This is a genomic window from Citrifermentans bemidjiense Bem, assembly GCF_000020725.1.
Taxonomy (GTDB): Bacteria; Desulfobacterota; Desulfuromonadia; order Geobacterales; family Geobacteraceae; genus Geomonas; species Geomonas bemidjiensis.
In genome coordinates this window covers 3,802,692-3,825,910 of sequence record NC_011146.1, presented here as the reverse complement: position 1 = coordinate 3,825,910, position 23,219 = coordinate 3,802,692, and the positions used below count along the sequence as shown (strand labels likewise).

The following is a 23,219-nucleotide window of genomic DNA, read 5'->3' as shown; positions in this document are numbered from 1 at the left end:
CCTCAATGGAAAAGCAGTACCTGACCCCAGCGGGGGATGCTTTGCAACTGGCTGGTCTGCCTCGCCGTCTTCATGGCCACCGCGGCACGGGACGTCACCGGGAAGCTCCTGGCCTGCTACCTCCCCATCATGGCCTTTGTGGCCAGCGGCTTCGAACACTCCATCGCCAACATGTACTTCATACCGACCGGTTTGCTCCTGGCGAGAGCCCAGGGGCGGGAGGTGCCGGGGCTCACCTGGACCGCCTGCTTTCGCGACAACCTGCTCCCGGTTACCTTGGGAAACATCCTGGGAGGCGTGCTCTTCGTGGCCTTCGCCTATTGGTACGTGCATCTGAAGGTGGACGGGCGGCGCAGCCGGTCGTCAAGGCAAAACGATGCATCTTCGCCGTCCGCGGCATCCTCTCCGGCTGGTTCTTCTCCATCTCCTCCAGAGCAATAACATGCAATAAAGTCTCGCTGCAGCATTCCCTTAGAATAAAAGCGTTAAAGTAACTTGCATAAGCACCGATAATTGTTGTCATGGAGCAGACAATATCCAGGCGCTATGAGTGAGCGCCGGTTCAAGGAGCGTGGCTTATGCTAGGGATGTCTTCCGACAAGTTGCTGAACAGCCTTTTCGACGGTCTTTACTGCGTCGATCTGGACCGGCGCATCTCCTTTTGGAACAGTGCCGCTCAGAGGATAACAGGGTACAGCGCCGAGGAAGTGCTCGGCTCCAACTGCCACGACTCCATCCTGCGCCGTGTCGAGGTCGACGGCTACGAATGCGAGGTGAAGTGCCCGCTGGCGGCGACCATTGCAGACGGCAAGGTACGGGAGGCTAACGTGCTGGTGCACCACAAGCACGGCTACCGACTCCCGGTGCAGGTGCGCACCTCTCCGGTGAGAAACGAAGAGGGCGCCATAGTCGGCGCCGTCGAAATATTCACCGACAACTCCAATTCGGTGCAGATCCTCGCGGCGCTGGAGCAACTGAAGCAGGACGTGCTGGTCGATCCGCTCACCGGGGTGGGGAACCGGAGGCTCGCGGACATGTCGCTGGAGTCGAGGCTGCATGACTGGCAGACGCACCGCAGGCCCTTCGGCGTGCTCTTCATGGATGTCGACCATTTTAAAAGCGTCAACGACCGCTACGGGCATAAGACCGGCGACGAGGTGTTGCGCATGTTAGGCAAGACCATATCCAACACGTTCAGGAAAGTGGATACCGTGGCGCGCTGGGGTGGGGAGGAATTCGTGGCCATTCTTCCCGCCATGAGGCTCCCTGCGCTCGCCTCCATAGCTGAACGAATCAGAAGTGCGGTCGCCGGCTCCTTCCTGATGGAGGACGGCCAAAGGGTCGGCGTCACCCTCTCCATCGGCGGGACCATAGCCGAGACGGGGGATAACGCCGAAAGCATCATCAGCAGGGCGGACGCGCAGATGTATCGGAGCAAGGCTGGCGGCCGGAACCTGGTCACCCTGCGCTAGCATGTTCGTTTTTTATTGAAGTTGGTCCCATTAAAATTTTTCTTTGTAAAGAACCGTTCATGTGCTAAGGTGTCGCCTTCTGATGTTCCTCGACCATGTTCCGCTCGAGTGAGGCCACACCGACCACCATGGGTTCTCTAGCTGTTAGGCTCAAAAGCTGTATCTGGAGGATAGACGACCAGGGCATGGAAATGCCCCTCTTCCGGCTGCTCTGTCTGCTTGCGACCGCCATCTGTTTTCTGGTCATCATCCCGACCAACTACCTGCATCACCGCCCCGCCGAGATAAACGCCGCCGTCTTCTGCTTTGGCCTCGGCACGCTCTGGCTCTTCCGCCGGGCCTGCCTGGGAAAGCACCACCTTAAGACCTTCTTCTTCCTGCTGCTTTTCCTGCTGAACCTGGTCTGGTTCCCAAGCGGCGGCACCAGCGGGAGCTCTGGCTACTTCTTTTACTGCCTCTTCCTCTACGCTCCCATTTTTTACCGGGGAAAGACACGCTGGCTGCTCCTTGTTCTTGCCGTTGCCGACGCGCTGGTCCTTTTGGCGGCGGAGATCGCTTTCCCGGGCTCTGTCACCTACTACGGAGTCGCATATGAAAGGAGTGAGGATCTGGCCGTCGGGCTGGTGATGAGCGCGTTTTGCTGTTCCATGATGTTGTGGCTGCTCTTGGAGCAGCACGACCGCGAGCAGCAGCGGCTTTTGTCGCTGAACCAGGAGCTGCGCATGAGCATGGACGACCGGGCCTGCGTCGAGAGCTCGATGCTGCAAGATCGCGAGCTGCTGCACGCGGTGATCGATGGGACGACGGACGCGGTTTTCGTGAAGAACCTGCAGGGGCAGTACCTCCTCTTCAACCGTGCCGCCGAGGTCATGACCGGGGTAAGCGCGGGCACGGCCCTGGGACACGACGATCTCGCCGTTTTCTCTCCGGATGTGGCGCGCAATGCGATGGCGAAGGACCGGCTCGTCCTGGATACGCGCGAGCCCCAGACTCTCGAGCTCCATACCCTCGCCCCCGATGGGGAAGAGAGGATCTTCGAGGCGATCAAGGGCCCGCTGCAAGACGGCAAGGGTAATTTGATAGGCGTCTTCGGGATCTCCAGGGACGTCACCGACAGGCGCCGCATGGCGCAGGAACTCAGGATGCTGAACGAGGAACTGGAGCTGCGCGTGGTCGAGCGGACGGCACGATTGGAGACCGCCATGCGGGAGCAGGAGAGCTTCAGCTATTCGGTGTCCCACGACCTGCGCGGTCCGTTGCGCCACATAAACAGTTACACGGCGATCATCGAGGAGGAATTCGGCGCCGAACTGCCGGCGGAGGCGAAAAGGTACATGGACCGCATCCGGAATTCCAGCCGGATCATGGGGGATCTGATCGACGACTTGCTGGAGCTCTCCCGGATCGGCAGGTTGGAATTGAATAAGGTCCCTGTCAGCCTGAGCGAGCTTGCCGGGTGCATCGGGCGCGAACTGCTGGAGAGCGACCCGGCGCGCCAGGCCGAGCTGGTGATCGAGCCTGGCCTTCAGGCGCATGGGGACCGGGTGCTTTTGAGGCAGCTTTTGGAGAACCTGCTCGACAACGCCTGGAAATATTCCCGGGACAGGGGATGCGCCCATATCGAAGTCGGGAAATCGAACTGGGGGGAGCAAAACGCGTTCTTCGTCCGCGACAACGGGGTGGGGTTCGACATGACCTACCAGGACAAGCTGTTCGGGGCCTTCCAGCGCCTGCACGGCTCGGAGTTCGAGGGGACCGGGATCGGCCTCGCCACCGTGAAGCGGATCGTGGAGCGTCATGGCGGAACTGTCTGGGCGCAGGGGGAGGTCGATGCCGGGGCCACCATCTACTTCACCCTCTCCTGAGAGACGGATGCTACGCATAGCGGTATTGCTGCTGGTCGCACTTTTGGCCCTGATACTCGTCGCGGCTACCTGGCAGCGGCGGCTGCTCTTTTTCCCCACCCATGAAAGCGGCAACAACGGCCTCTCCGAATGGCGTCACGGCCAGGAGCTGATCGGGTTTGCCCGCGAGGTCCCCGCGCCCCTAAACGTCTGGCTCATGCTGCACGGAAACGGCGGCCAGGCGAGCGACCGTGCCTATGCCCTCCCTTCCTTTTCGCGCAACGATTCCGTCTTCATCCTCGAGTACCCAGGCTACGGCGCGCGGCCGGGGGAACCGTCCCGTGCCAGCCTGGATGCCGCGGCCAGGCAGGCTTACCGTCTGCTCAGGGAGAGGTTCCCGCGCACGCCGGTCTGTGTCCTCGGGGAGTCGCTAGGGAGCGGGCCGGCCTCGGTCCTTTCCGGCGAACATCCGCCTCCGGACAAGATCGTACTGGTGGCGCCGTTCGATCAGCTGCACCGGGTCGCTGCTTACCACTACCCGTTTCTGCCGGTGCGCCTGCTGCTGTCCGACGACTGGGACAACGTCCAGTCACTGCGGGGATATGGGGGAAGGGTGGAGATCTTCGGGATGCGCGACGACGAGGTGATTCCGGACAGGTTCGCCAAGGCCCTGGCGGATAGCAAGCAGGGCGCGCTCTTCCGTGAGATCGAGGGGGGGCACAACGACTGGGCTGCAGGGGGGGAAGTGGCGATCAGGAACCCCTAAGGAGCAAAAGGGGACAGGCTACTTTTTCGAACGAAAAAGTAGCCTGTCCCCTAGTTTTAGCCGATCAGCGTGAAGCGCTCCTTCGGCACCAGGCAGACCTCGCATTTCTCCGGCGCGGCGTCGTACACCGTGTTGCCGCACACCTCGCAGACGTAGATGGGGCGGTCGGCCAGATCCTTTCCCCCCTCAACTGCGGCGAGCGCCTGCTGGTACAGGCCGTGGTGCACCTCCTCCACTGCCAGGGCGAACTTGAAGGAGTTTTCCGCGGCGCGGTCCCCCTCCGCCTTCGCCTGCTCCAGGAACGGGGGATACATCTTCTGGAATTCGAACCCTTCCCCTTCGACGGCCTCCTTGAGGTTATCGGCCGTGCTCTTGATCCCCCCCATAGCGCGCAGGTGGGCGTGGGCGTGCACCGTCTCGGCGTGCGCCGCGGCGCGGAACAGCTTTGCCACCTGCGGCAGGCCGTCGGCCTCCGCCTTTTTGGCAAAGGCCAGATATTTGCGGTTGGCCTGGCTTTCCCCTGCGAACGCCTCGGCGAGATTCTCTTTCGTAGGCATCTGATTCCTCCTAGGACGATTTTTTTTTGATGCTTGAATATAACGGCTGGGCCGTACCAGTCAAGCCTGCTTTCATATTATATTTATTTGATATGTATACGTTTTTTGTATCGGGAGGGGACGTTTCGGAGAGCGATGAGTCTTGACTTGAATAGGTTCTAATGTACCCTTCCGTGGTGCTGCCGGCGGCGAGACGAAGCAAACGCAGATGTCCTAGAGGCCACCAATGACCCAGGAGATCAACACCTTGGAGGAGATGCTGGATCGCATCGGGGAGTCCTCCGATGACGAGGGGCGTGTCACCTTGGGGAGCATCGTGGAGTCGGTAGGGGGAAGGTCGTTCGGGCCCCTGCTGCTCCTGGTCGGGGTCATCATGACCTCGCCTTTGAGCGGCATGCCGGGTATCCCGACGACGATGGGGATATTGGTGGTGCTGATCGCGGGGCAGCTCCTCTTCGGCAAGGACCATTTCTGGCTGCCGCGCTGGGTGCTTAAGCGCTCTTTGGAACAGCAAAAGATCTGCAAGGCGATCGACTGGCTGCGGCCGCCGGCGCGATTCGTCGACCGCTGGCTCAGGCCGCGGCTTCCCGCTTTCATCAAGGGGTGGAGGATCCACCTCATTTCCTTTTTCTGCGTCGCCATCGGGGCCGTGATGCCGATCATGGAAGTAGTCCCTTTTTCGGCGCATGCCGCAGGACTGGCTCTTACCGCTTTCGGTCTGGCCTTGATCGCCCGGGATGGGCTCCTTGCCTTGATCTCCTTCCTGGTAATCGGGTTAAGCTTCGCCATGTTCGCCTACAACATGATCTGAAAGAAAGCGGTCAGGGGAGGTAATCCTCGCGCACCGGAGAGAAGACCTCGACCGCAACCGAGTCCTCGACAACCTCAGCGCCATGCTCCTCCCACTTCGCCACGCACCAGCTGTCGCCCGGCAGCAACTCGCGTGTATTCCCGCCTATGGTAAGCCTCATCCTCCCTTTCACCAGGTAGCCCGTCTGTTCATGCGGGTGGGAGTGCAGCGGAAGACGCGCCCCCCCGCTCAGCAGGAACTCCACCATCAGGGTTTCATCGCCGTAGACCAGCGTCTTGCGCCGGATACCTTCAAGCACTTCCAGGTAACCTTCTTCGCTGCCGTTTGCAAACATGCGGACTCCTTTTCATGCACCTTCGACTGCACCGGTCTGACGCAAGGCCTCGTAAAGAACGATCCCGGCCGAGGTGGAGAGGTTGAGGCTGCGGACCTTGCCGGGAATGGGGATGCGGACCGACGTCTGCGCGTTCGCCTCGATCAGTTCTTCGGGAAGCCCCTTGGTCTCTTTGCCGAAGACGATGAAGTCGCCGTAAAGGAAAGTGAAGGCCAGGTAGCTTTTCTCCGCCTTCTTGCTGGTATAGACGAACCTTGAGCCGGGATAGGCCTGCTTTAGTGCCGGGAGGTCGGGCCAGTAATGAATCTCCACTTCGCTCCAGTAATCGAGCCCCGCCCTTTTGAGGTAGCGGTCGTCCGTCGAGAAACCAAGTTTTCCCACCAGGTGCAGTACGGTACCGGTTGCTCCGCAGAGCCTGGCGATGTTGCCAGTGTTAGGCGGTATCTCCGGCTCGACGAGCACTATGTGAAAAGGTTTCATCTCTGACATCACGCTCCCTCTATGACAGTGCAGTTCATCGCTTTCTCAGCAGACGAAACCAGGGGCAAACTCAACAGCAAATATTGCCCAATTTGGAGACGGAATGAGAGCTTCGAAAGCGATGGATATATGTATCTCAAAGCGTAAAATAAGGCAAAGATAAACGGCTAAAAGCCAGTAACCCCGGGGGCTTGACAGAGGGTCCGATTCTGTAAGCTTGCAATTTATCGACAGATAGTCTATAGTGCCCCCTCCAAACACCTACTGGAGGCCAACTTGAGCACGCCTGACACTAGTGGACATTTCGGCCGTTTCGGCGGCAGATACGTCTCCGAAACCCTGATGCCGGCGCTCCTCGAACTTGAGGAAGCGTACAACCATTACCGGACCGACAAGGGGTTCAAGGAGGAGTACGCGTACTACATGCGGCAGTACGTCGGACGCCCCAACCCGCTCTACTTTGCCGAGAAACTGACCCGGAAGCTTGGGGGCGCCAAGGTCTACCTGAAGCGCGAGGACCTGAACCACACCGGCGCCCACAAGGTGAACAACGCCATCGGCCAGGCGCTGCTCGCCAGGAAGATGGGGAAAAAGAGAGTGATCGCCGAGACGGGCGCCGGGCAGCACGGCGTGGCGACCGCGACGGTGGCGGCTTTGTTCGGCATGGAGTGCGAAGTGTTCATGGGGGAGGAGGACATCCGGCGCCAGTCCCTCAACGTGTTCAGGATGAAACTCCTGGGGGCGAAAGTGACCCCGGTCACCTCCGGCACGGCGACCCTCAAGGACGCCATGAACGAGGCCATGCGCCACTGGGTCACCTATGTCACCGACACCTTCTACATCATCGGCACCGTGGCGGGACCTCACCCGTACCCGGCGATGGTGCGCGACTTCCAGGCCATCATCGGCGACGAGGCGAGGGCGCAGCACCTGGAGGCGGAAGGAAAACTCCCTGACTACCTGGTGGCGGCGGTCGGAGGGGGGAGTAACGCCATCGGCCTCTTCCACGCTTTCAGCGACGACGCGAGCGTGAAGATGGTCGGGGTCGAGGCGGCCGGCTACGGCATCGAGTCCGGCAAGCACGCAGCACCGCTTTGCGCCGGGACTGTCGGTGTCTTGCACGGCAACAAGACCTACCTGTTGCAGGACGGTTTCGGGCAGATCGCCCACGCCCACTCCATTTCGGCGGGGCTCGACTATCCAGGCGTGGGACCCGAGCACGCCTTCCTGAAGGAGAGCGGGCGCGCCAGCTACGTCTCCGTCACCGACCAGGAGGCACTGGACGCGTTCCAGGTGCTGACCCGAGAGGAGGGTATCATTCCGGCGCTGGAATCGTCGCACGCAGTGGCGCACGTACTGCGTCTGGCACCGACACTATCGTCCAATGAGAGCATCGTGGTCTGCCTTTCCGGCAGAGGCGATAAGGACATCCATACCGTGGCCGAGGTTATGGGGGTACAGCTTTAATATATGAATTCCTGAGGTTTTAGTGGGGGAGGGCCGCTAACGCGGGCCTCCCTTTTTATCGACCATAGTTACAAGAAATTAATGTGCTTCTTGCAATGTTGTCGGTTTTGGCTACACTAGAGCCCTCAGGTTGGCGACGAGCCACTTGCATTATAATGAAAGGAGAGATTGGCGCAGGCTTCACTACCGACATTTATTTAAAGCTACTAAAGCCGGCACAAGCCATTCAAAAGCGATCTATGAAAAGAAAATGTTTGTTGCTGGTCGCGATGCTCATGTTGACGGCATCGTGCGACCAGTCCCACCTGCAACAGGCGCAGGTACCGGTCACTCCGGGTGTTTCGGAGCAGGACCGGGCGCTGCTTGCCTGGGCGGAAGGGAGCGAGAAGTTGGTGGAAAACGCACCTGCTTCCACCCCTGCCACGCAGACGGAGCTGCCCAAGGAGGCGGTACTTGACGGAAGGAAGAAACTGGTTCCCGCCATTTACACGGCTTTTGCACGCAGGACCACACCCGCCAGGGCCAAATGGCTCGCGGAAATCTGCTACGAGAAGACCGAGGGAACCCTATTTACACCGCTGGATCTGGCTGAAATAGCCCTGGCGGAAACAGGCGGCCACAAGCTGTCATCGAGAGCGGTCTCACACAAGGGAGCCTTGGGTGTCTGGCAGTTGATGCCGGAGAGGGCCGCAAGCCATGGATACACGCCGCAGGAGATGTGGGACGACGAGAAGTGCGCGGACGCTGCGGTGAAAGAGCTCAGGGAGAAGCTCGACATGGCGAAAGGAAACAAGGCAAGGGCCAAGAGGCTCTATTGCGGAACGGGGCCCGCGGCCAGGGCCTACGATAAAGTCCGCAAGCGTTTCCGTGCGGAGATTCTGCACGAGATGCGAAAAGGGATGCTGCAGCAAGTAGCCAGCAACAGCTAGTCCTTTTGCGGTTTGAAGTTCGGTTGTGTTATAGTGGGCGGGCTCTTTCGGGGGCCCGCCCGTTTTCATTCCCCTGGCGGGCTTGTCGAGGGCCGCTGAACAAGGAGGAGTCCCGGTTTGAAAAAGATACTGTTCGTTTTATTGGCTGTCGTCGCGCTCTCCGGCTGCACCAGCTTCGTCACTCATCCGATGGTGACCGTTGAGGACCTGAGCGTGGTCTCGCTCGATCCCACCGGCGCCGGCATGGAGTTGTACCTGAAGGTGAAGAACCCCAACAGCTTCGACCTGAAGCTTCAAGGGTTCAGTTACGATCTGAGGGTGATGGCGCTGCCGCTGGCCAAGGGTGGGGCGCGCGAGGAGGTGAAGTTCCCCGCCCAAGGGGAGGCCGACTTCCGCATCCCGATCAGGATCAGCTACCAGGACCTGATCGAGATCCTGAAACGCAGGCCAGACCCGGACCGGATACCGTACCAGCTTGCCGCCGGGCTCGAACTGGAGACCCCGGTGGGGGAGATGACGGTTCCCGTCAATAGAACCGGCACCTATGCTATTCCCAAGCAGTACCGCCCGTCGGCGCTCTTTGGCAGGATCAGCGACTTCTTCAAGGGCCAGTAAGAAAGGCCGCGCCCAGGCGAGGCGGGCGCCAGGGGAGTGTTCATGCTGCCGTAGATCTCTCCCGGATTCCCCCAGGGAAAAGCGTTACTGGCAGTGGGCCGAAAGGGTCCGCTGCCTTTTTATTTTTAATTTCGGACTTCCCTGATAGGCAGGGGACATGCAATACTAGGGCGCTTCGCAGCCGCGGCTGCGACGCTTTCGGTGCGCCGATTATTTCCCGAGGGTTCAGATAGCCACATCTGCCCCCGGTTTTGGAGTTTGCATGAACGTAATAGACGTAACTGGGCTTTGTAAAAGCTTTGGTTCCAGGGAGCTTCTGGACCAGGTCGGGTTCGCGGTGGGAGAGGAGGAGAGGGTCGGCCTGATCGGAGCCAACGGCGCCGGGAAATCGACGCTGCTCACCATCCTTGCCGGCATCGAGGACCACGACGGCGGTTCCATCGCCATGAAGCGCGGGGCATCCGTCGGCTACCTGAGCCAGGAACCGGTGCTGGACGAAAGCTCCACCGTGGCCGCCGAGATAGAAGGGGGCTTGAAGGAGATCCGCGCCGCCATGGCCTCCTTCAACGAACTCTCCGAGCGCATGGCGTCGAACCCTCCCGACATGGACCGGCTCCTCTCGCGCCAGGGGGAGCTCTCCGACTGGATCGAGCACCACGGCGGCTGGAATACCGACCACCGTGTCTCCGAAATGATGACCCACCTGCAGTTGCCCGATCGCGACCAGAAGATCGGCACGCTTTCCGGGGGGACCAAGCGCCGGGTGGCGCTGGCGAAGCTCTTGCTACAGGCCCCGGAACTGTTGCTCCTCGACGAGCCGACCAACCATCTGGACGCCGACACCACCCAGTGGCTGCAGGATCACCTTAAGGCCTACCCAGGCGCCGTGATGCTGATCACCCACGACCGCTACTTTCTCGACGAGGTGGTGACCCGGATGCTGGAGCTGGAGCGCGGGGCCGTCATTTCCTACCAGGGGGGGTATTCCAGGTACCTGGAGCAGCGGGAAGAGCGGCTCCTGAACGAGGCGACCAGGCGCTCGCGCCTTTTGAACCTGCTGCGCACCGAGACCGACTGGATCAGGCGCGGCCCCCCTGCGCGCTCCACCAAGCAAAAAGCGCGCATCGACCGTTATTACGCCCTTGAGGAGAGCCTGGCGGGGCCGGCGCGCAAGGAGCTGAAGATCGGCTTTAACACCGAAGAGGGGCTCGGGGGGACCATCCTGGAGCTGGACTGTGTGAGCAAGGGGTTCGGCGAGAAGAAGCTGCTCAAGAAGCTCACCTTCGGGATGAAGCGCGGCGACCGCGTCGGCGTGATCGGGCCCAACGGCTGCGGCAAGACCACCCTGATCCGCATGATCATGGGGGAGGAGGAGCCGGACCAGGGGAAGGTCGTGGTCGGCAAGAAAACGAAGATCTCCTACTTCGACCAGTTGCGCGAGGTGATCGATCCGAATGAGACCGTCTACGACTTCTTTGGCGAGGGGGATTACGTCGCCACGCCGACCGGGGACAAGCGGCACAAGATCGGCTATCTGGAGGAGTTCCTGTTCTCGCCCGAGGACAGGCGGCGCCCGGTGGGAAGCCTCTCCGGCGGAGAGAAGAGCAGGCTCATCCTCGCCAGACTCATGCTGCAGGACTCGAACCTCCTGGTGCTCGACGAGCCGACGAACGACCTGGACATACCTACCCTGCAGCTTCTCGACGCCTCCATCGCCGCCTTTCCGGGTTGCGTGCTGATGGTCACCCACGACCGCTTCTTCTTGGACAAGGTCGCCACCGGCATCCTTTCCTTCGAGGGAGAGGGGGATGTCACCTTCTACGAGGGGAACTACAGCAACTACAGGGAGCGCAAGGAAGAGGCGCGCGTGGCGGCAGTAGCGCAGCGCGTCGAGAAGAAGGATACGATCCAGGCCGCCAGGGCCGAGAAGAAGAAGGGGCTCACCTACGCCGAGCGTATCGAGCTGGAGAAGCTGGAGCTTAGGATTGCAGAACTGGAGCAGGAGTTCGCCGAGGTCGAGGCGCAGCTGGGGGATCCTTCCTGCTACGGCAGCGTCGAAGGGGGCATCGCCGCCATCACTGCGAACTACGGCAGGCTGGAAGCCGAACTTGCCGCGGCCTTCGAGCGGTGGGAGGAGTTGGAGACGAAGAAAGGCAATTGAAAACCAATTGACGATTGACAATTGACAATTGACAACGAAAAGCAAGGCGATAGACGGACGAAAGAAGGCTTCTGAGACAACCTCTGGTAGAGGAAGTTCAGAAGCCTTTTTTGTATTGGTGCTGCCGCAGTAGTGAGTAAGGGTTGCATTGTCAATTGTCAATTGTCAATTGACTCTGAATTGCTTCTCAATTGCCTCTAAAAGCTTCTTTCGCCAGCCTAAGGCTCACCTTTCTCTTGGTCGAGATGGCGTAGCGGTTGATGTTCTCCAGGGCGTACACGAGCGACGGAATGTCCCGCCTCACCCTCAAGAGCATCTCGTCTATGACGTCGTCAGGAAGCGCCATCTGTCGGTCCTCGGCCAGCTTCTTCAGGATCATCCTCCTGGACTCGTCGTCGGAGACGTCCATCCGCGCCACAAGGCCCCAGAGCAGGCGGCTGGTCAGGTGCCCGTCCAGGTGCGGCAGCTCTTTGGGGGGCATAAGGCCGGAGATGGCGATTTTGCGGCCGGAACTGTAAAAGGCGTTGAAGAGTTCCCAAAGCTCGACCCGCACTTCGTGCAGGTTGGGGAGGAGATGCAGGTCGTCCAGTACCAGCGCGGCCGCGCCCTGGAAGTGCTCGGCCAGCCGGGAAGGGCCTTCGCTGCCGACGCTGGAGCCGTATAGCGAGCCTGCGTCCCGGAAGGAAAAGTACCTGCCGTCGATGGAATTGGAGAGGGCGGTCAAAAGGTGGGTTTTGCCCGAGCCTTCCGGGCCGTAGATGTAGAGAAGGTTCTCCGTCGGGTCCTCGACCAGCTTCTTCGCGAACTGGTAGGCAGTCTTGTTGCCGCCGCAGACCACGAAGTTCTCAAAGCCGAAACGCGGCACCACCGGGAAATCAAAGATAAGCTGCATAAGGCTAACACCAATTGACAATTGACAATTGACAATTGACAACGAAAAGCGAACCCGCTGTCAGGTCAAGTGCTGTGCCAGTATTTCTGCAATGAAGTAGAACAGGCCGTGACCCGCTGTCAGGTCAAGCAGTGCCGGTATTGATGTAATGAGTAGAAAAGCAAACAAAGCTCTGCCATTGTCAATTGTCAATTATCAATTGTCAATTGGCTTAGAAGAGTTTGCCCTGCGGCGGCTCGGGCGCGATTCTGCCGAAATGCCGGTAGGCCGCGGCGGTCGCAACACGCCCCCTGGGGGTGCGGTTCAGGAAACCGTTCTGGATCAGGAACGGCTCGTACACGTCCTCGATGGTGTCGCTTTCCTCGCTGATGGCGGCGGCTATGGTGTCGAGCCCTACCGGACCGCCACCGAACTTGTCGATGATGGTGAGCAGGATGGCGCGGTCCATCATGTCGAACCCCATGTCGTCTATCTCTAAAAGCGCCAGCGCCTGGTCGGCTACCTCGCGGGTGATAACGCCGTCGGCGCGGACCTGGGCGAAATCGCGCACGCGGCGCAGTAGGCGGTTCGCGATCCTCGGGGTCCCGCGGCTGCGGCGCGCAAGCTCCATGGCCCCTTCGGGCGCTATGGCCATCCCGAAGATGCGGGCGGAACGGGTGATGATGAAGGCGAGTTCTTCGTGGGTGTAGAACTCCAGGCGGGAGATGACGCCGAAGCGGTCTCTCAAGGGTGAGGAAAGGAGCCCGGCCCGGGTGGTGGCGCCGACCAGGGTGAACTTCGGGAGGTCGAGCTTGATGGTACGGGCGCTCGGCCCCTGGCCGATGATGATGTCGAGCTGAAAGTCCTCCATGGCCGGGTAGAGGATCTCCTCCACCACGTGCGAGAGGCGGTGGATCTCGTCGATGAAAAGGACGTCGTGCGCTTCCAGGTTGGTGAGGATGGCCGCCAGGTCGCCGGGACGCTCGATCACCGGGCCGGAGGTGGACTTGATATTGACCCCCATCTCGCAGGCGATGATGTTGGCCAGCGTGGTCTTGCCGAGTCCCGGCGGGCCGTACAGGAGCACGTGGTCGAGCGCCTCGCTTCTGCCGCGGGCGGCGTCGATGAAAAGTCCCAGGTTTCCTTTGGCCTTTTCCTGCCCTACGTAGTCGGAGAGCGCCCGCGGGCGCAGCGACGCCTCAAGGAGGTCGTCTTCTGATTTATCTGCGCTGATAAGGCGGGTCATGGCTCTCCTTGCTGCGGCAATCCTGCAAAATGCAAGGGGCCAAATTATAACAGTTGGAGATAAAGGTCAAGGGGCATGCCGGAGGGATACGCCTGCTGCGTCGCCTACTTCATCAGTATCTTCAGCGCCTGCTTGAGCACGAGTTCGACGGTCGCGTCTTCCGTGACCTTCAACTCTGCCAGTGCCTTTTGCACCACGGCTTCCTTGTACCCCAGGTTGATGAGCGCGGAGAGCACGTCGTCCCTGATCTCCTGTTTGGCCGGAGCGGTGGTGCCGCCTGCCTGCGGCTGCGCGAGGCCCAGCTTCTTCATCTTTTCCTTAAGTTCCAGCACCAGGCGCTCCGCTGTTTTCTTGCCGATGCCGGGAATGGCGGAGAGCCGGGCCAGGTTGCCGTTGACGAGCGAATCGGCAAGCTCGGAAGGCTCGCTGTTGGAAAGTATGCCGGTGGCGAGCTTCGGCCCCACGCCTGAGACGCCGATCAGGAGCTGGAACAGTTCCTTCTCCTGCTGGGTTCGGAAGCCGTACAGGTTGATGGCGTCTTCCTTCACCGAGGTGTGGATCTGCAGCGACAGCGCGCCCCCTTCGACGGGGAGGGTGTAGTAGGTGGAGAAGGGGATGTGCACCTGGTATCCCACGCCGTTGACGTCCAGGATGATGAACTCGGGGGATTTGTAGGCGAGCTTTCCGGTAAGGAGCGCGATCATAAAAAACTCTCCTGAACCAATTGGCAATGGACAATTGACAATTGACGGTGAAGAAACATTAGTGGCTACCTGACGTTTTTAAAAAGGGCATTGATGCCTGCGGAGTGGGCGTGGCAGATGGCGACCGCCAGGGCGTCGGAGGCGTCTTCCTGCGCCACCTCCGGCAGGTTCAAAAGCGCCTTGATCATCTGCTGCACCTGCGCCTTTTCTGCGCGACCGGTGCCGACCACCGCCTGCTTCACCTGCATCGCCGTGTACTCGTGGACCGGGAGGCCGACGTTCACCGCGGCGACGATGGCCGCGCCGCGCGCCTGCCCGAGCTTCAAGGCGCTCTGGGCGTTCTTCGCCAGGAACACGTCCTCCACCGCGACCACCTCGGGGCGGTACTGCGCGATGATCTCGGAGAGCCCGGTGAAGATCTTCTCCAGCCTCTCGGGGAAGTCTTTGGCGCTCTGGGTGAAGATGGCGCCGTTGTCGACGTGGATCAGGCGGTTTCCCTGTTTGGAGATGATGCCGTAGCCGGTCTTGCGGGAGCCTGGGTCGATGCCGAGAATGATCATGTTTGAATCCTGAAAGTTAAAAAAAAAGCGCGGGGACAAGCCCGCGCTCTTAGTACCACAAAAGACCCTGCCTTTGCTACATCATCTTTTCCATCTCTTCTTCGGAGATGTCGAAGTTCGCGTAGACGTTCTGGACGTCGTCGTTGTCTTCCATACGGTCCATCAGCTTCAGCATGTTCTCTGCGTTCTTTCCTTCAAGCTTCACCATGGTCTGCGGAATCATGGTGATCTCGGCGGACTCGGCCTTGAAGCCTGCTCCCTCCAGGGCAGTCTTCACCTGGTGGAACGCGGCCGGGTCGGTCAGCACTTCGTACTGCTCGTCTTCATCGGTCACGTCGTCGGCGCCCGCCTCGATGGAGGCTTCGAACAGCTTGTCGAAGTCGATGCTCTTCGGGAAAACCAGCAATCCCTTCTTGTCGAAAAGCCAGGAAACACAGCCGGACTCACCCATGTTGCCGTTGCACTTGGTGAATATGCTCCTCACATCGGAGACGGTGCGGTTGCGGTTGTCGGTCATGACCTCGACCAGAACCGCGGTGCCGCCGGGGCCGTAACCCTCGTAGGTGGTCTCTTCGTAGGTGGTCCCTTCCAGGCCGCCGACGCCCTTTTTGATCGCGCGCTCGACGTTGTCCTTCGGCATGTTCTCGCCTTTTGCCTTATCTATAGCGGTTCTAAGGCGCGGGTTGCCGTCCGGATCCCCGCCGCCGAGTTTCGCGGCAACGGTGATTTCCTTGATTATCTTGGTGAATACTTTGCCCCGCTTGGCATCGGCGGCGCCTTTCTTGTGTTTGATGGTGCTCCATTTATTATGTCCTGACATAAGCTGCTTCCTTTCCGAATCAGTTTGGTGATTGAAACGCGAAATACTATCATGGCCAAAAGACGGTTGTAAAGTGGGAAAATGACAGTTAAACTGTCACCGGATTTATGACCGTACAGGGTGCAGCGCTGACTGCCGAAAGAGGTGAAGAATATGGGAGGTTGTTTGCAAAGAGTGTTGCCGGTATTTCTGCTTCTGTGCGCCGTCGTTTTCGGCGGATGCGCGACTGCGAGACTCAACGTGGTCAACGCCCCGCCGGTGCTCACCCAGGACGAACTCTTGCGCCCCTACTACAAGGTCGGCAACATCCAGGTACGCCGCTCCCGCTACGGCTCTCATGCCGACCTGACCCCCGCCGACTACAGCTGGGCTTACGATGCCCTGCGCGCCGAGGCCCAAAAGATCGGGGCCGACGCCGTCATCCTCCCCGAGGTAACCGTGGAGATGGACACCTACATCTTCTACCCGGTCAGCGAGATGAAGGCCAAGGGCGTCGCAGTCAAATTCCGCTGATTTTTTCCCTCCATCGACAAAATTCAGGTTGATCAATTGCGCCTGTTTTTGAGATAGTGTGCGCCTGTATACGCTATCAATTTAATTTTTCTGGAGGGAAACCATGAAAGCTGTGCTGATGGAGGGTTTTGGCGGTGTCGAGGTTCTGAAGCTGGGTGAAGTGGACAGGCCGGTCCCCAAAGAAGGAGAGGTGCTGGTCAAGGTCTATGCAACCTCCATCAACCGCCCCGACCTGGTGCAGCGCGAAGGGAAATATCCCCCCCCGCCGGGCGATTCCGAAATCCTCGGGTTAGAGGTCGCGGGCATCATCGAGGAGCTTGGACCGGGCGTAACCGGCTGGAAGAAAGGCGACCGCGTGGTGTCGCTTGTGGGGGGCGGCGGTTATGCCGAGTACGCAGTCGCCTACGCCTGCCACCTGATGCCAGTCCCCGAGACGGTGAGCTTCGAGGAGGCGGCCTGCATCTGCGAGTCCTACATCACCGCTTTCCTCAACGTCTTCATGATAGGCGGGCTTAAGGACGGCGAGACGGCGATCCTGCATGGCGGCGGCGGCGGGGTTAACACCGCTGCCATCCAGCTCTGCAAGGCCCTGGCGCCGAAGTCCAAGCTGATCGTCACCGCCTCGCCCGAGAAGCTGGAGCGCGTGAAGCAGTTGGGGGCCGACCTGGTGATCAACTTCAAGGAGACCCCGGACTTCTCCGAGGCGGTCAAGGAGTTCACCAACAAAAAGGGTGTCGACGTCATCCTGGACCACGTTGGCGCCAAGTACCTGGCACCCAACATGAACTCCTTGGGGTACAAGGGGAGGCTCGTCATCATCGGGGTCATCTCTGGCATCAAGGCCGAGCTGAACCTGGCCCTCATGATGGTGAAGCGCCAGCAGATCATTGGCAGCGTGCTCCGTTCGCGTCCGGTTTCCGAGAAGGGGGAGATCGCGGCCGAGTTCGTGCGCCGCGCCATGCCGAAGTTCGCCGACCGCACCATCGTGCCGATCATCGAGAAGGCGTTCCCCATCGATCAGGTGGTCGAAGCGCACCGGATGATGGAACAAGACAAGCACTTCGGAAAGATAGTTCTGAAAGTAGCTGAATAAAAAACAAAAGCATCACCACAGAGGTACACAGAGGAGCACAGGGTAAAACCAAAATCTTTTAAAAGGTTTAAACCCGCCTTGTTTCCTTGTTTCTGCCTTCCTCTGTGTACCTCTGTGTACCTCTGTGGTGAAAGCTTTTAACAGGAGAGCCAGTCTCAGGATGGAAACGTATTCAGAGTTTTTCTTCACCGTGTGGATCAGGTTTTTCTTCCTGCTGACTCCCTTCTTCGTCCTCTCCACTTTCCTCGCCATGACGCCTGAACTCTCGGCCTCGGAACGACGCGCCACCGCGCTTCGGGTCACCCTCGCCGTCTTGGTCGCCTGCTTCGTCCTCTACTCCTTCGGCAACACCCTCTTCTCGCTCTTCGGCATCACGCTCGACTCCTTCAGGATCGGCGCCGGTAGCCTCTTGTTCCTGTCGGCGGTGCACATGGTGCACGGCGACGACAGCGCGCCTCCCAGCGAGAAGCGCGGCGCCATCTCCGTGGTACCTCTCGCCATACCGGTGACCGTAGGCCCCGGCACCACCGGTGCGCTCCTGGTCATGGGGGCCGAGGTGCAGCACAACTGGCAGGTGTTCGTAGGCCTTGCGGCACTCGCGGCGGCGGTTCTTTGCGTCGGCATCCTCCTTGTCTGCGCCTCCTTCATCGAACACATCGTCGGCAAAAAGGGGATCACCATCCTCAGCAAGCTCACCGGCCTATTCGTCGCGGCCCTCGCAGCCCAAATCGTATTCACGGGAGTCAGAAATTTTCTGCAGGTCAAATGAGGAGGGAATCTCCCTATGTCTCCTGTCGAAAAATGTACTTTAGTGAATTAATGTTGACTTTTTTATCCGTTTTACGCTATGTTGCGGTCGCCTTAGCTGTCCTTTGCGCTTTTTGAGAGTAGATGTCCCGGGAGTCAGGCTTAACGTTCATGGTCAACAGCAGAATGGTAAAAACTGCGGCGGCATGCGCAGTGATGTTCTTCCTGGCTTTCGCCGGAATGAGGATTGCGCTTCTCGAACATGGCCCCGGGCCCAAGCCCAAGCCGCGGGCCGTCCTCAACCTGTGCGGCAAGAAAGCGCCAAGCTCTGCCCACTGCAGCGAAACTGTTCCCGTCCACGTCATCGACGCCGAATTCCTCTCCTTTGGGTGCTGCAAAACCGTCTGGAACACGACGGTTGCCTCCGCCTGCTTCCTGGCTCCCCATCTCGTAGATCCTGAACTGCATTCCCTCCACGGGCGCTCCCCACCTTCTTGCTGATCCCCTGACCTGTTCCGACCGGCCATGCTACCGCCGTCACCCGCGTTACCAATACGCATAGCGGCGCGAAGATGGTTTGTCCCAGGTGTCTCCGGCCCGCTTGCAGCCGAGCGGGGCGCATCTCCGTCGCATCCGCAGTCATTCTCAGCAGCCGTGCCGCGAGCAGGCGACGTCTTTCGCCGGCCTCTCTGCCTCGGCAAGCCGAAGAACCTGCGTCAGCGCCGCTTCGCGTACACCCGTCAGCGCACGGAAAATTGCGCAAAATAGGATAAATGATTCCCATTTCCATCGTAATTCCTGTCTATAACGCCGAGAAAACCATCGGCCCGCTCTGCCGCGCCCTCATTTCGGAGCTGTCGGGCGATTACCGGCTCGACATCGTACTGGTCAACGATTACAGCCGCGACGAAAGTGACCGCATCTGCCGCACTCTCTGCGACGAGTTTCCCCAGACCGTCACCTATCTCGCCTTGTCTCGCAACTTCAGCGAGCACAACGCGGTGATGGCTGGATTGAACCATACCTGCGGCGATTACGTCGTCGTCATGGACGACGATTTCCAAAACCCGCCGGAAGAAGTGCCCAAGCTTTTGACCGAGATAAAGAAGGGGTACGACGTCGTTTACTGCCAGTATGCAACCAAGAGCGACAGCTGGTATCGCAACCTCGGGAGCTACCTGAACGGCACCTTGGCACGCGTGACGCTCGACAAGCCGGCGAACCTCTACCTATCCAGTTTCAAGGCGATGAACCGCTTCCTGGTGGACCATCTCGTCGTGCACAGAAGCCCCAACGTCTACCTCGATGCCCTCATCCTGCGCACCACACGGAACATAGGTACGGTCCAGGTACGGCACGACGTGCGGCGGGAGGGGCGGTCCGGTTATACCATGAAGAAGCTCGCCGATCTCTGGGGCAACGTCTTCGTAAGCTACTCGTTGATCCCGCTGCGGTTACTAGCCGCGGCCGGGGCGGTGTTGACCTGTCTCGGCATCTATTCCGTCTGCGCCATGCTGATCAGGGGATGGCTTCCCATGCTGAACGACCCGAGCGACATCGAAGAGTTGAGCTCCATCACCATGTTTTTCAGAGGGGTCCAGCTGCTGGCGACCGGCATCGTGGGCGAGTACGTGGGACGGATCTATTTGAAGCTGAACCAGGAGCCGCAGTTCATCGTGAGGGATAAGCTGCTGGCGAAAACGGGGGGGGAGCGTCATGGCGCCTGAGTTGAGTTTTCCGCTTCCAGCCTCCCTGGCCATTGCCCCTGAACATGCCAGAGGGGTCGCCCGCTCACTTGACTGCGGACTGTCCCTGCATGACGACGCCTGCGTCGAAGGCTGGATCGGGCAGGCGCGCGAGGCCTGTTCGCTGAACAAGAGCCTGGTTCCGCTCGACACGGTGCAGGGGTGGCACCGCGACCCGATAACCGGCAACATCCGCCACCAAACCGGCCGCTTCTTCAGCGTCATAGGCGTGCACGCGAGGCACAGGTTGGGGCGCCACGAGCTGGAATGGGACCAGCCCATCATCGAGCAGCCCGAGATCGGCATCCTGGGCATCCTGGCCAAGTCCATCGCCGGCACCCTGCACTTCTGCCTCCAGGCCAAGGAGGAGCCGGGGAACCTTGGAGGGATCCAGCTTTCCCCGACGGTGCAGGCTACCTACAGCAACTACACCTGCGCCCATGGCGGCGGCATACCGCTCTTTCTGGAGCACTTCATGGATCCGCACCCGTCCCGGCTGCTGTTTGCCCGCCTGCAGACCGAGGACGGCGGGCGGTTCCTGTACAAGTCGAACCGCAACATGGTGGTCGTGGCGGGGGACGATTTCCCGGTGGAGCTGCCCAAGGGATTCATCTGGCTTACCCTGCGCCAGATCGCCGCGCTGATCCGCAGCGACAACATGGTGAACGCCTGCACGCGCAGCATCCTCTCCGCGCTGGTCCCCGTTGGCGAAGCAGGCGCGGGCGTATGGCATGAAGATGATGGGCTGCGGGAAACGCTCCAGTGGCTGGACGATCGCAGGGCCTGTACCCACATCCTTACCAGGCGCATCGGGTTGACCGATCTGCAGGAATGGGCGCTGGACGAAAAGGGGTTCTTCTCGCACCTGTCGCGCGGTTTTTTCCGCATCGTGGGGCTGCGGATCTCCTCCGAAACGCGCGAGGTAGGTTCTTGGGGGCAGCCCATCCTCGAGAACCCCGCTCCCGGGATCATCGGCCTCCTGGTCCGCAAGGGGGGGCGCGGCATGGAGCTCCTGATGCAGGCCAAAGCCGAGGTCGGAAACCGCCTCACCGTCCAGCTGGGCCCGACGGCGCAGTTCGCCAGGGAAAATTACGAAGGGAGCCTGAAGCTGACGAAGCCGTTTCTGTTCGAGGAGTTCTCCGCCCCGGGGCGCTTTCCCGTGCTCCACGAGAGCCGGCAGACCGAGGAGGGGGCGCGGTTTTACCAGGAGTACAACCTGCACCGGGTCCTGGTGCTCCCCGAGGGGGAGACTCTGGAGCTTCCCCCGGACTACCGCTGGATCCCGCTTAGCGAAATCGCTTTCCTGGTGCAGCTGGGGGAGCAGGTGAACTCGTGCGCCCGCAGCATCCTCTCCTGCTTGCTGTAGGGGAAGCGGGGGAGGGACAGAGTCCATCCCCTCGCCCTCACCCCGACCCTCTCCTAGGGGGAGAGGGAGAATGGACGGCAGCATCGATATTCTGCCCATCTTCTGGTTCCCAAGCTCCAGCTTGGGAACCAAATGCAACCCAAAGCTCCAGCTTTGCACGATGGCCACGCGCCTTGCGTTCCTAAGGTGGACCTTGGGAACGAGATCGAATTCCGGGGAACCTGGAACGAACTGAGGGAGAACTTATGTCGAGCGCAGAACCGGTCCGTTACTGGGATTATCTTGCCGCCTATGAGCCGCGGCGCGACGAGTACCTGCGCGCAGTGGATCGTGTCTTTTCCTCGGGCCGGCTCGTGATGGGACAGGAGGTGGCGGCATTCGAGGAGGCGATCGCCGCCTACTGCGGGACCGGCTACGCGGTCGGGGTCAATTCCGGGACGGACGCCCTGACGCTGGCCCTGAAGGCGCTGGGGGTAGGGGCGGGGCACGAGGTGATCACCGTCTCCAATACCGCCGTCCCCACCGTGGCAGCGATACGCGCCGCCGGCGCGACCCCTGTCTTTGTCGACGTCGAAGAGGACACCTTCCTGATCGACGTCTCTCAGGTGGAGGGAGCCATGAACGGGCGCACCCGCTGCATCCTTCCGGTGCACCTGTGCGGCCAGATGGCGGACATGGCGCCTCTTGTCGAGATCGCCAAGCGACGGGGGGTGCGCATCGTCGAGGACTGCGCCCAGGCCTGCGGCGCCAGCTACCGGGGGAACCGGGCGGGGAGCCTCGGGGATATCGGCGCCTTCTCCTTCTATCCCACCAAGGTGCTGGGGGCTTTCGGCGACGCGGGCGTGATGACAACGGCCGACCCGGAGCTTGCGGCACGGTTGAGGCGGCTGCGCTTTTACGGCATGGAGGGAAGCTACTATGCCGAAGAGGAGGGGTTCAACTCTCGGCTGGACGAGGTGCAGGCGGCCCTGTTGAGCCTTGCGCTGCCCGGGGTCGAGAGGGCGGTCGAAAAGCGCCGCGAGCTGGCGGAGCTTTACGACCAGGGGCTCGCAGGGGTCGGGGACCTCGCGCTTCCTGCTGTCCGGGAGGGGTGCCGGCACCAGTTCTACCTCTACACAGTGAGGACCGGCCGGCGCGATGAGCTGCAGGAATATCTGCGCGGCGAAGGGATAGAGACCCGCATCAACTACCCCCACCCGGTGCACCTGATGCGCGGCTATGCCTTCCTGGGTTATCGGGAAGGGGACCTGCCGGTGACCGAGCGCCTGGCTCGCAGCATCCTCTCGCTCCCCATGTACCCGGAGCTCCCCCGGCGCCACGCCGAAAAGGTGGTCGAGGCGGTGCGGGCGTTTTTCCGGGGGAGCCGATGAACCCGGCGGAATACGCCCGCATGTTCCAGGCGGAGGATTCCCACTGGTGGTACGTGGGGCTGCACGAGCTGATCCTCTCCCACGTGGCGCGGGAGGCCGCGCGCCTTAAGCGCCCCTTGCGCATCCTCGATGCGGGGTGCGGCACCGGAAGGCTCTGCCAGTTGCTGGCACCCTACGGCGAGGTGGAGGGGGTCGACGCTTCGCGGGAGGCGATCCGCTTCTGCCGCAGGCGCGGCGTCGCCGCCGAAATCGGCGACCTGAACGGTCTGGAGCTGGAGCCGGAGCGCTACGACCTGATCACCTCCATCGACGTCCTGTACCACCAGGGGGTCCGGGACGACGTAGAGGTGCTGAAGTCGTTCCTCGCGGCGCTCCGGCCGGGGGGGATGCTGATCCTCAACCTGGTGGCCCTGGAGTGGCTCAGAAGTTCCCACGACGTGGCGGTCCACACCCGCGAGCGCTACGACGAGCGCACCCTTCGTGACAGGCTGGCCGCGGCGGGGTTTCGCGTCGCGCTTTTGAGCTTCCGGGTAAGCCTGCTTTTCCCGCTCGTCGCGGGGTGCCGGCTGCTGCGCGGACGGTTGCGCTCCGCCCGTGCCGCCAAAGCTGGGGCCTCGGACGTGGTGCTCCCTTCGCCACTGGTGAACCGGGTTCTTCTGAATGTGATGCGGATGGAGAATTCCCTGCTGCGGCGCCTGCGGCTGCCGATCGGCTCCTCCCTGTTCGCCGTGGCCAGAAAAGGCTGACG

General features: G+C 60.8%; 25 protein-coding genes. 16 read left to right on the top strand and 9 right to left on the bottom strand.

Annotated elements, in window-relative coordinates:
- The first annotated feature begins 36 nt into the window (after window positions 1–36).
- The 4 genes from GBEM_RS16610 (at window position 37) to GBEM_RS16595 (ending at window position 4,082) form a co-directional block, all read left to right on the top strand.
- The gene (locus GBEM_RS16610; protein WP_226373885.1) at window positions 37–441 is read left to right on the top strand and encodes a formate/nitrite transporter family protein; all 405 of its coding nucleotides are present in this window, start codon (window positions 37–39) and stop codon (window positions 439–441) included.
- 137 nt (window positions 442–578) lie between these two features.
- The gene (locus GBEM_RS16605) at window positions 579–1,472 is read left to right on the top strand and encodes a sensor domain-containing diguanylate cyclase (RefSeq protein ID WP_012531757.1); all 894 of its coding nucleotides are present in this window, start codon (window positions 579–581) and stop codon (window positions 1,470–1,472) included.
- Window positions 1,473–1,657: 185 nt separating this feature from the next.
- The gene (locus GBEM_RS16600) at window positions 1,658–3,337 is read left to right on the top strand and encodes a sensor histidine kinase (protein WP_012531756.1); all 1,680 of its coding nucleotides are present in this window, start codon (window positions 1,658–1,660) and stop codon (window positions 3,335–3,337) included.
- A 7-nt stretch (window positions 3,338–3,344) separates the two neighbouring features.
- The gene (locus GBEM_RS16595) at window positions 3,345–4,082 is read left to right on the top strand and encodes an alpha/beta hydrolase (RefSeq protein ID WP_012531755.1); all 738 of its coding nucleotides are present in this window, start codon (window positions 3,345–3,347) and stop codon (window positions 4,080–4,082) included.
- A gap of 56 nt (window positions 4,083–4,138) precedes the next feature.
- Here the strand turns inward: GBEM_RS16595 and GBEM_RS16590 are convergent, their stop codons facing one another.
- Window positions 4,139–4,639, bottom strand: coding sequence for a rubrerythrin family protein (locus GBEM_RS16590; RefSeq protein WP_012531754.1), 501 nt, complete (start codon window positions 4,637–4,639; stop codon window positions 4,139–4,141).
- Window positions 4,640–4,865: 226 nt separating this feature from the next.
- On the opposite strand from GBEM_RS16590, the gene GBEM_RS16585 reads away from it, so the two are divergent.
- Entirely contained in the window at window positions 4,866–5,450 is a 585-nt protein-coding gene (locus GBEM_RS16585; RefSeq protein ID WP_012531753.1) for an exopolysaccharide biosynthesis protein, read from the top strand.
- 10 nt (window positions 5,451–5,460) lie between these two features.
- Here GBEM_RS16585 and GBEM_RS16580 read toward each other — a convergent pair whose 3' ends face one another.
- Together GBEM_RS16580 and GBEM_RS16575 are read right to left on the bottom strand one after the other, a co-directional pair.
- Window positions 5,461–5,784 carry a cupin domain-containing protein gene (locus GBEM_RS16580; RefSeq protein WP_012531752.1) on the bottom strand — a complete coding sequence of 108 codons (324 nt, stop codon included), beginning with the start codon at window positions 5,782–5,784 and terminating at the stop codon, window positions 5,461–5,463.
- Window positions 5,785–5,796: 12 nt separating this feature from the next.
- Window positions 5,797–6,273 (bottom strand): tRNA (cytidine(34)-2'-O)-methyltransferase, encoded by a 477-nt coding sequence (locus GBEM_RS16575; protein ID WP_012531751.1) that lies wholly within the window; start codon window positions 6,271–6,273, stop codon window positions 5,797–5,799.
- Between the two features lie 267 nt (window positions 6,274–6,540).
- Between GBEM_RS16575 and trpB the strand changes: the two genes are divergently transcribed.
- The 4 genes from trpB to ettA all read left to right on the top strand — a co-directional run bounded on the left by trpB (window position 6,541) and on the right by ettA (window position 11,436).
- Complete coding sequence (gene trpB, locus GBEM_RS16570; protein WP_012531750.1) at window positions 6,541–7,731, top strand: tryptophan synthase subunit beta; 1,191 nt, start codon at window positions 6,541–6,543, stop codon at window positions 7,729–7,731.
- A gap of 239 nt (window positions 7,732–7,970) precedes the next feature.
- Window positions 7,971–8,660, top strand: coding sequence for a transglycosylase SLT domain-containing protein (locus GBEM_RS16565; protein WP_012531749.1), 690 nt, complete (start codon window positions 7,971–7,973; stop codon window positions 8,658–8,660).
- Window positions 8,661–8,777: 117 nt separating this feature from the next.
- Complete coding sequence (locus GBEM_RS16560; RefSeq protein WP_012531748.1) at window positions 8,778–9,275, top strand: LEA type 2 family protein; 498 nt, start codon at window positions 8,778–8,780, stop codon at window positions 9,273–9,275.
- Between the two features lie 262 nt (window positions 9,276–9,537).
- A complete protein-coding gene (gene ettA, locus GBEM_RS16555) occupies window positions 9,538–11,436 on the top strand; it encodes an energy-dependent translational throttle protein EttA (RefSeq protein ID WP_012531747.1) in 1,899 nt (632 codons plus the stop codon).
- Window positions 11,437–11,623: 187 nt separating this feature from the next.
- Here the strand turns inward: ettA and GBEM_RS16550 are convergent, their stop codons facing one another.
- The 5 genes from GBEM_RS16550 to GBEM_RS16530 all read right to left on the bottom strand — a co-directional run bounded on the left by GBEM_RS16550 (window position 11,624) and on the right by GBEM_RS16530 (window position 15,637).
- Complete coding sequence (locus GBEM_RS16550; RefSeq protein ID WP_012531746.1) at window positions 11,624–12,328, bottom strand: DnaA/Hda family protein; 705 nt, start codon at window positions 12,326–12,328, stop codon at window positions 11,624–11,626.
- Between the two features lie 211 nt (window positions 12,329–12,539).
- A complete protein-coding gene (gene ruvB, locus GBEM_RS16545) occupies window positions 12,540–13,553 on the bottom strand; it encodes a Holliday junction branch migration DNA helicase RuvB (RefSeq protein WP_012531745.1) in 1,014 nt (337 codons plus the stop codon).
- A gap of 104 nt (window positions 13,554–13,657) precedes the next feature.
- Window positions 13,658–14,257, bottom strand: a complete 600-nt coding sequence (ruvA, locus tag GBEM_RS16540) for a Holliday junction branch migration protein RuvA (RefSeq protein ID WP_012531744.1) — start codon at window positions 14,255–14,257, stop codon at window positions 13,658–13,660.
- A gap of 65 nt (window positions 14,258–14,322) precedes the next feature.
- Window positions 14,323–14,817, bottom strand: a complete 495-nt coding sequence (ruvC, locus tag GBEM_RS16535; RefSeq protein ID WP_012531743.1) for a crossover junction endodeoxyribonuclease RuvC — start codon at window positions 14,815–14,817, stop codon at window positions 14,323–14,325.
- 76 nt (window positions 14,818–14,893) lie between these two features.
- Window positions 14,894–15,637 carry a YebC/PmpR family DNA-binding transcriptional regulator gene (locus GBEM_RS16530; protein ID WP_012531742.1) on the bottom strand — a complete coding sequence of 248 codons (744 nt, stop codon included), beginning with the start codon at window positions 15,635–15,637 and terminating at the stop codon, window positions 14,894–14,896.
- Between the two features lie 174 nt (window positions 15,638–15,811).
- On the opposite strand from GBEM_RS16530, the gene GBEM_RS16525 reads away from it, so the two are divergent.
- The 3 genes from GBEM_RS16525 to GBEM_RS16515 all read left to right on the top strand — a co-directional run bounded on the left by GBEM_RS16525 (window position 15,812) and on the right by GBEM_RS16515 (window position 18,012).
- Window positions 15,812–16,150, top strand: coding sequence for a hypothetical protein (locus GBEM_RS16525; protein WP_226373980.1), 339 nt, complete (start codon window positions 15,812–15,814; stop codon window positions 16,148–16,150).
- A gap of 103 nt (window positions 16,151–16,253) precedes the next feature.
- Window positions 16,254–17,243 (top strand): NAD(P)H-quinone oxidoreductase, encoded by a 990-nt coding sequence (locus tag GBEM_RS16520; protein ID WP_012531740.1) that lies wholly within the window; start codon window positions 16,254–16,256, stop codon window positions 17,241–17,243.
- A 160-nt stretch (window positions 17,244–17,403) separates the two neighbouring features.
- On the top strand, window positions 17,404–18,012 hold the full coding sequence (locus GBEM_RS16515; RefSeq protein WP_012531739.1) for a MarC family protein: 609 nt from the start codon (window positions 17,404–17,406) through the stop codon (window positions 18,010–18,012).
- 140 nt (window positions 18,013–18,152) lie between these two features.
- Here the strand turns inward: GBEM_RS16515 and GBEM_RS21540 are convergent, their stop codons facing one another.
- Window positions 18,153–18,458, bottom strand: coding sequence for a hypothetical protein (locus GBEM_RS21540; RefSeq protein WP_169308693.1), 306 nt, complete (start codon window positions 18,456–18,458; stop codon window positions 18,153–18,155).
- A 305-nt stretch (window positions 18,459–18,763) separates the two neighbouring features.
- Between GBEM_RS21540 and GBEM_RS16505 the strand changes: the two genes are divergently transcribed.
- The 4 genes from GBEM_RS16505 (at window position 18,764) to GBEM_RS16490 (ending at window position 23,217) form a co-directional block, all read left to right on the top strand.
- Entirely contained in the window at window positions 18,764–19,717 is a 954-nt protein-coding gene (locus GBEM_RS16505) for a glycosyltransferase family 2 protein (protein ID WP_012531737.1), read from the top strand.
- On the top strand, window positions 19,707–21,101 hold the full coding sequence (locus GBEM_RS16500; RefSeq protein WP_012531736.1) for an NDP-hexose 2,3-dehydratase family protein: 1,395 nt from the start codon (window positions 19,707–19,709) through the stop codon (window positions 21,099–21,101). The genes GBEM_RS16505 and GBEM_RS16500 overlap by 11 nt, the downstream gene beginning before the upstream one ends.
- A gap of 245 nt (window positions 21,102–21,346) precedes the next feature.
- Window positions 21,347–22,471, top strand: coding sequence for a DegT/DnrJ/EryC1/StrS family aminotransferase (locus GBEM_RS16495; protein WP_012531735.1), 1,125 nt, complete (start codon window positions 21,347–21,349; stop codon window positions 22,469–22,471).
- Window positions 22,468–23,217 carry a class I SAM-dependent methyltransferase gene (locus GBEM_RS16490; protein ID WP_012531734.1) on the top strand — a complete coding sequence of 250 codons (750 nt, stop codon included), beginning with the start codon at window positions 22,468–22,470 and terminating at the stop codon, window positions 23,215–23,217. The genes GBEM_RS16495 and GBEM_RS16490 overlap by 4 nt, the downstream gene beginning before the upstream one ends.
- Window positions 23,218–23,219: the final 2 nt, after the last annotated feature.

Bases quoted from the DNA above. Each gene is read 5' to 3' on its own strand.
- GBEM_RS16610 (WP_226373885.1), top strand. From the start codon at position 37: ATGCTTTGCAACTGGCTGGTCTGCCTCGCCGTCTTCATGGCCACCGCG.
- GBEM_RS16605 (WP_012531757.1), top strand. From the start codon at position 579: ATGCTAGGGATGTCTTCCGACAAGTTGCTGAACAGCCTTTTCGACGGT.
- GBEM_RS16600 (WP_012531756.1), top strand. From the start codon at position 1,658: ATGGAAATGCCCCTCTTCCGGCTGCTCTGTCTGCTTGCGACCGCCATC.
- GBEM_RS16595 (WP_012531755.1), top strand. From the start codon at position 3,345: ATGCTACGCATAGCGGTATTGCTGCTGGTCGCACTTTTGGCCCTGATA.
- GBEM_RS16590 (WP_012531754.1), bottom strand. From the start codon at position 4,639: ATGCCTACGAAAGAGAATCTCGCCGAGGCGTTCGCAGGGGAAAGCCAG.
- GBEM_RS16585 (WP_012531753.1), top strand. From the start codon at position 4,866: ATGACCCAGGAGATCAACACCTTGGAGGAGATGCTGGATCGCATCGGG.
- GBEM_RS16580 (WP_012531752.1), bottom strand. From the start codon at position 5,784: ATGTTTGCAAACGGCAGCGAAGAAGGTTACCTGGAAGTGCTTGAAGGT.
- GBEM_RS16575 (WP_012531751.1), bottom strand. From the start codon at position 6,273: ATGTCAGAGATGAAACCTTTTCACATAGTGCTCGTCGAGCCGGAGATA.
- GBEM_RS16565 (WP_012531749.1), top strand. From the start codon at position 7,971: ATGAAAAGAAAATGTTTGTTGCTGGTCGCGATGCTCATGTTGACGGCA.
- ettA (WP_012531747.1), top strand. From the start codon at position 9,538: ATGAACGTAATAGACGTAACTGGGCTTTGTAAAAGCTTTGGTTCCAGG.
- GBEM_RS16550 (WP_012531746.1), bottom strand. From the start codon at position 12,328: ATGCAGCTTATCTTTGATTTCCCGGTGGTGCCGCGTTTCGGCTTTGAG.
- ruvB (WP_012531745.1), bottom strand. From the start codon at position 13,553: ATGACCCGCCTTATCAGCGCAGATAAATCAGAAGACGACCTCCTTGAG.
- ruvA (WP_012531744.1), bottom strand. From the start codon at position 14,257: ATGATCGCGCTCCTTACCGGAAAGCTCGCCTACAAATCCCCCGAGTTC.
- ruvC (WP_012531743.1), bottom strand. From the start codon at position 14,817: ATGATCATTCTCGGCATCGACCCAGGCTCCCGCAAGACCGGCTACGGC.
- GBEM_RS16530 (WP_012531742.1), bottom strand. From the start codon at position 15,637: ATGTCAGGACATAATAAATGGAGCACCATCAAACACAAGAAAGGCGCC.
- GBEM_RS16520 (WP_012531740.1), top strand. From the start codon at position 16,254: ATGAAAGCTGTGCTGATGGAGGGTTTTGGCGGTGTCGAGGTTCTGAAG.
- GBEM_RS16515 (WP_012531739.1), top strand. From the start codon at position 17,404: ATGGAAACGTATTCAGAGTTTTTCTTCACCGTGTGGATCAGGTTTTTC.
- GBEM_RS21540 (WP_169308693.1), bottom strand. From the start codon at position 18,458: ATGCAGTTCAGGATCTACGAGATGGGGAGCCAGGAAGCAGGCGGAGGC.
- GBEM_RS16505 (WP_012531737.1), top strand. From the start codon at position 18,764: ATGATTCCCATTTCCATCGTAATTCCTGTCTATAACGCCGAGAAAACC.
- GBEM_RS16500 (WP_012531736.1), top strand. From the start codon at position 19,707: ATGGCGCCTGAGTTGAGTTTTCCGCTTCCAGCCTCCCTGGCCATTGCC.
- GBEM_RS16495 (WP_012531735.1), top strand. From the start codon at position 21,347: ATGTCGAGCGCAGAACCGGTCCGTTACTGGGATTATCTTGCCGCCTAT.
- GBEM_RS16490 (WP_012531734.1), top strand. From the start codon at position 22,468: ATGAACCCGGCGGAATACGCCCGCATGTTCCAGGCGGAGGATTCCCAC.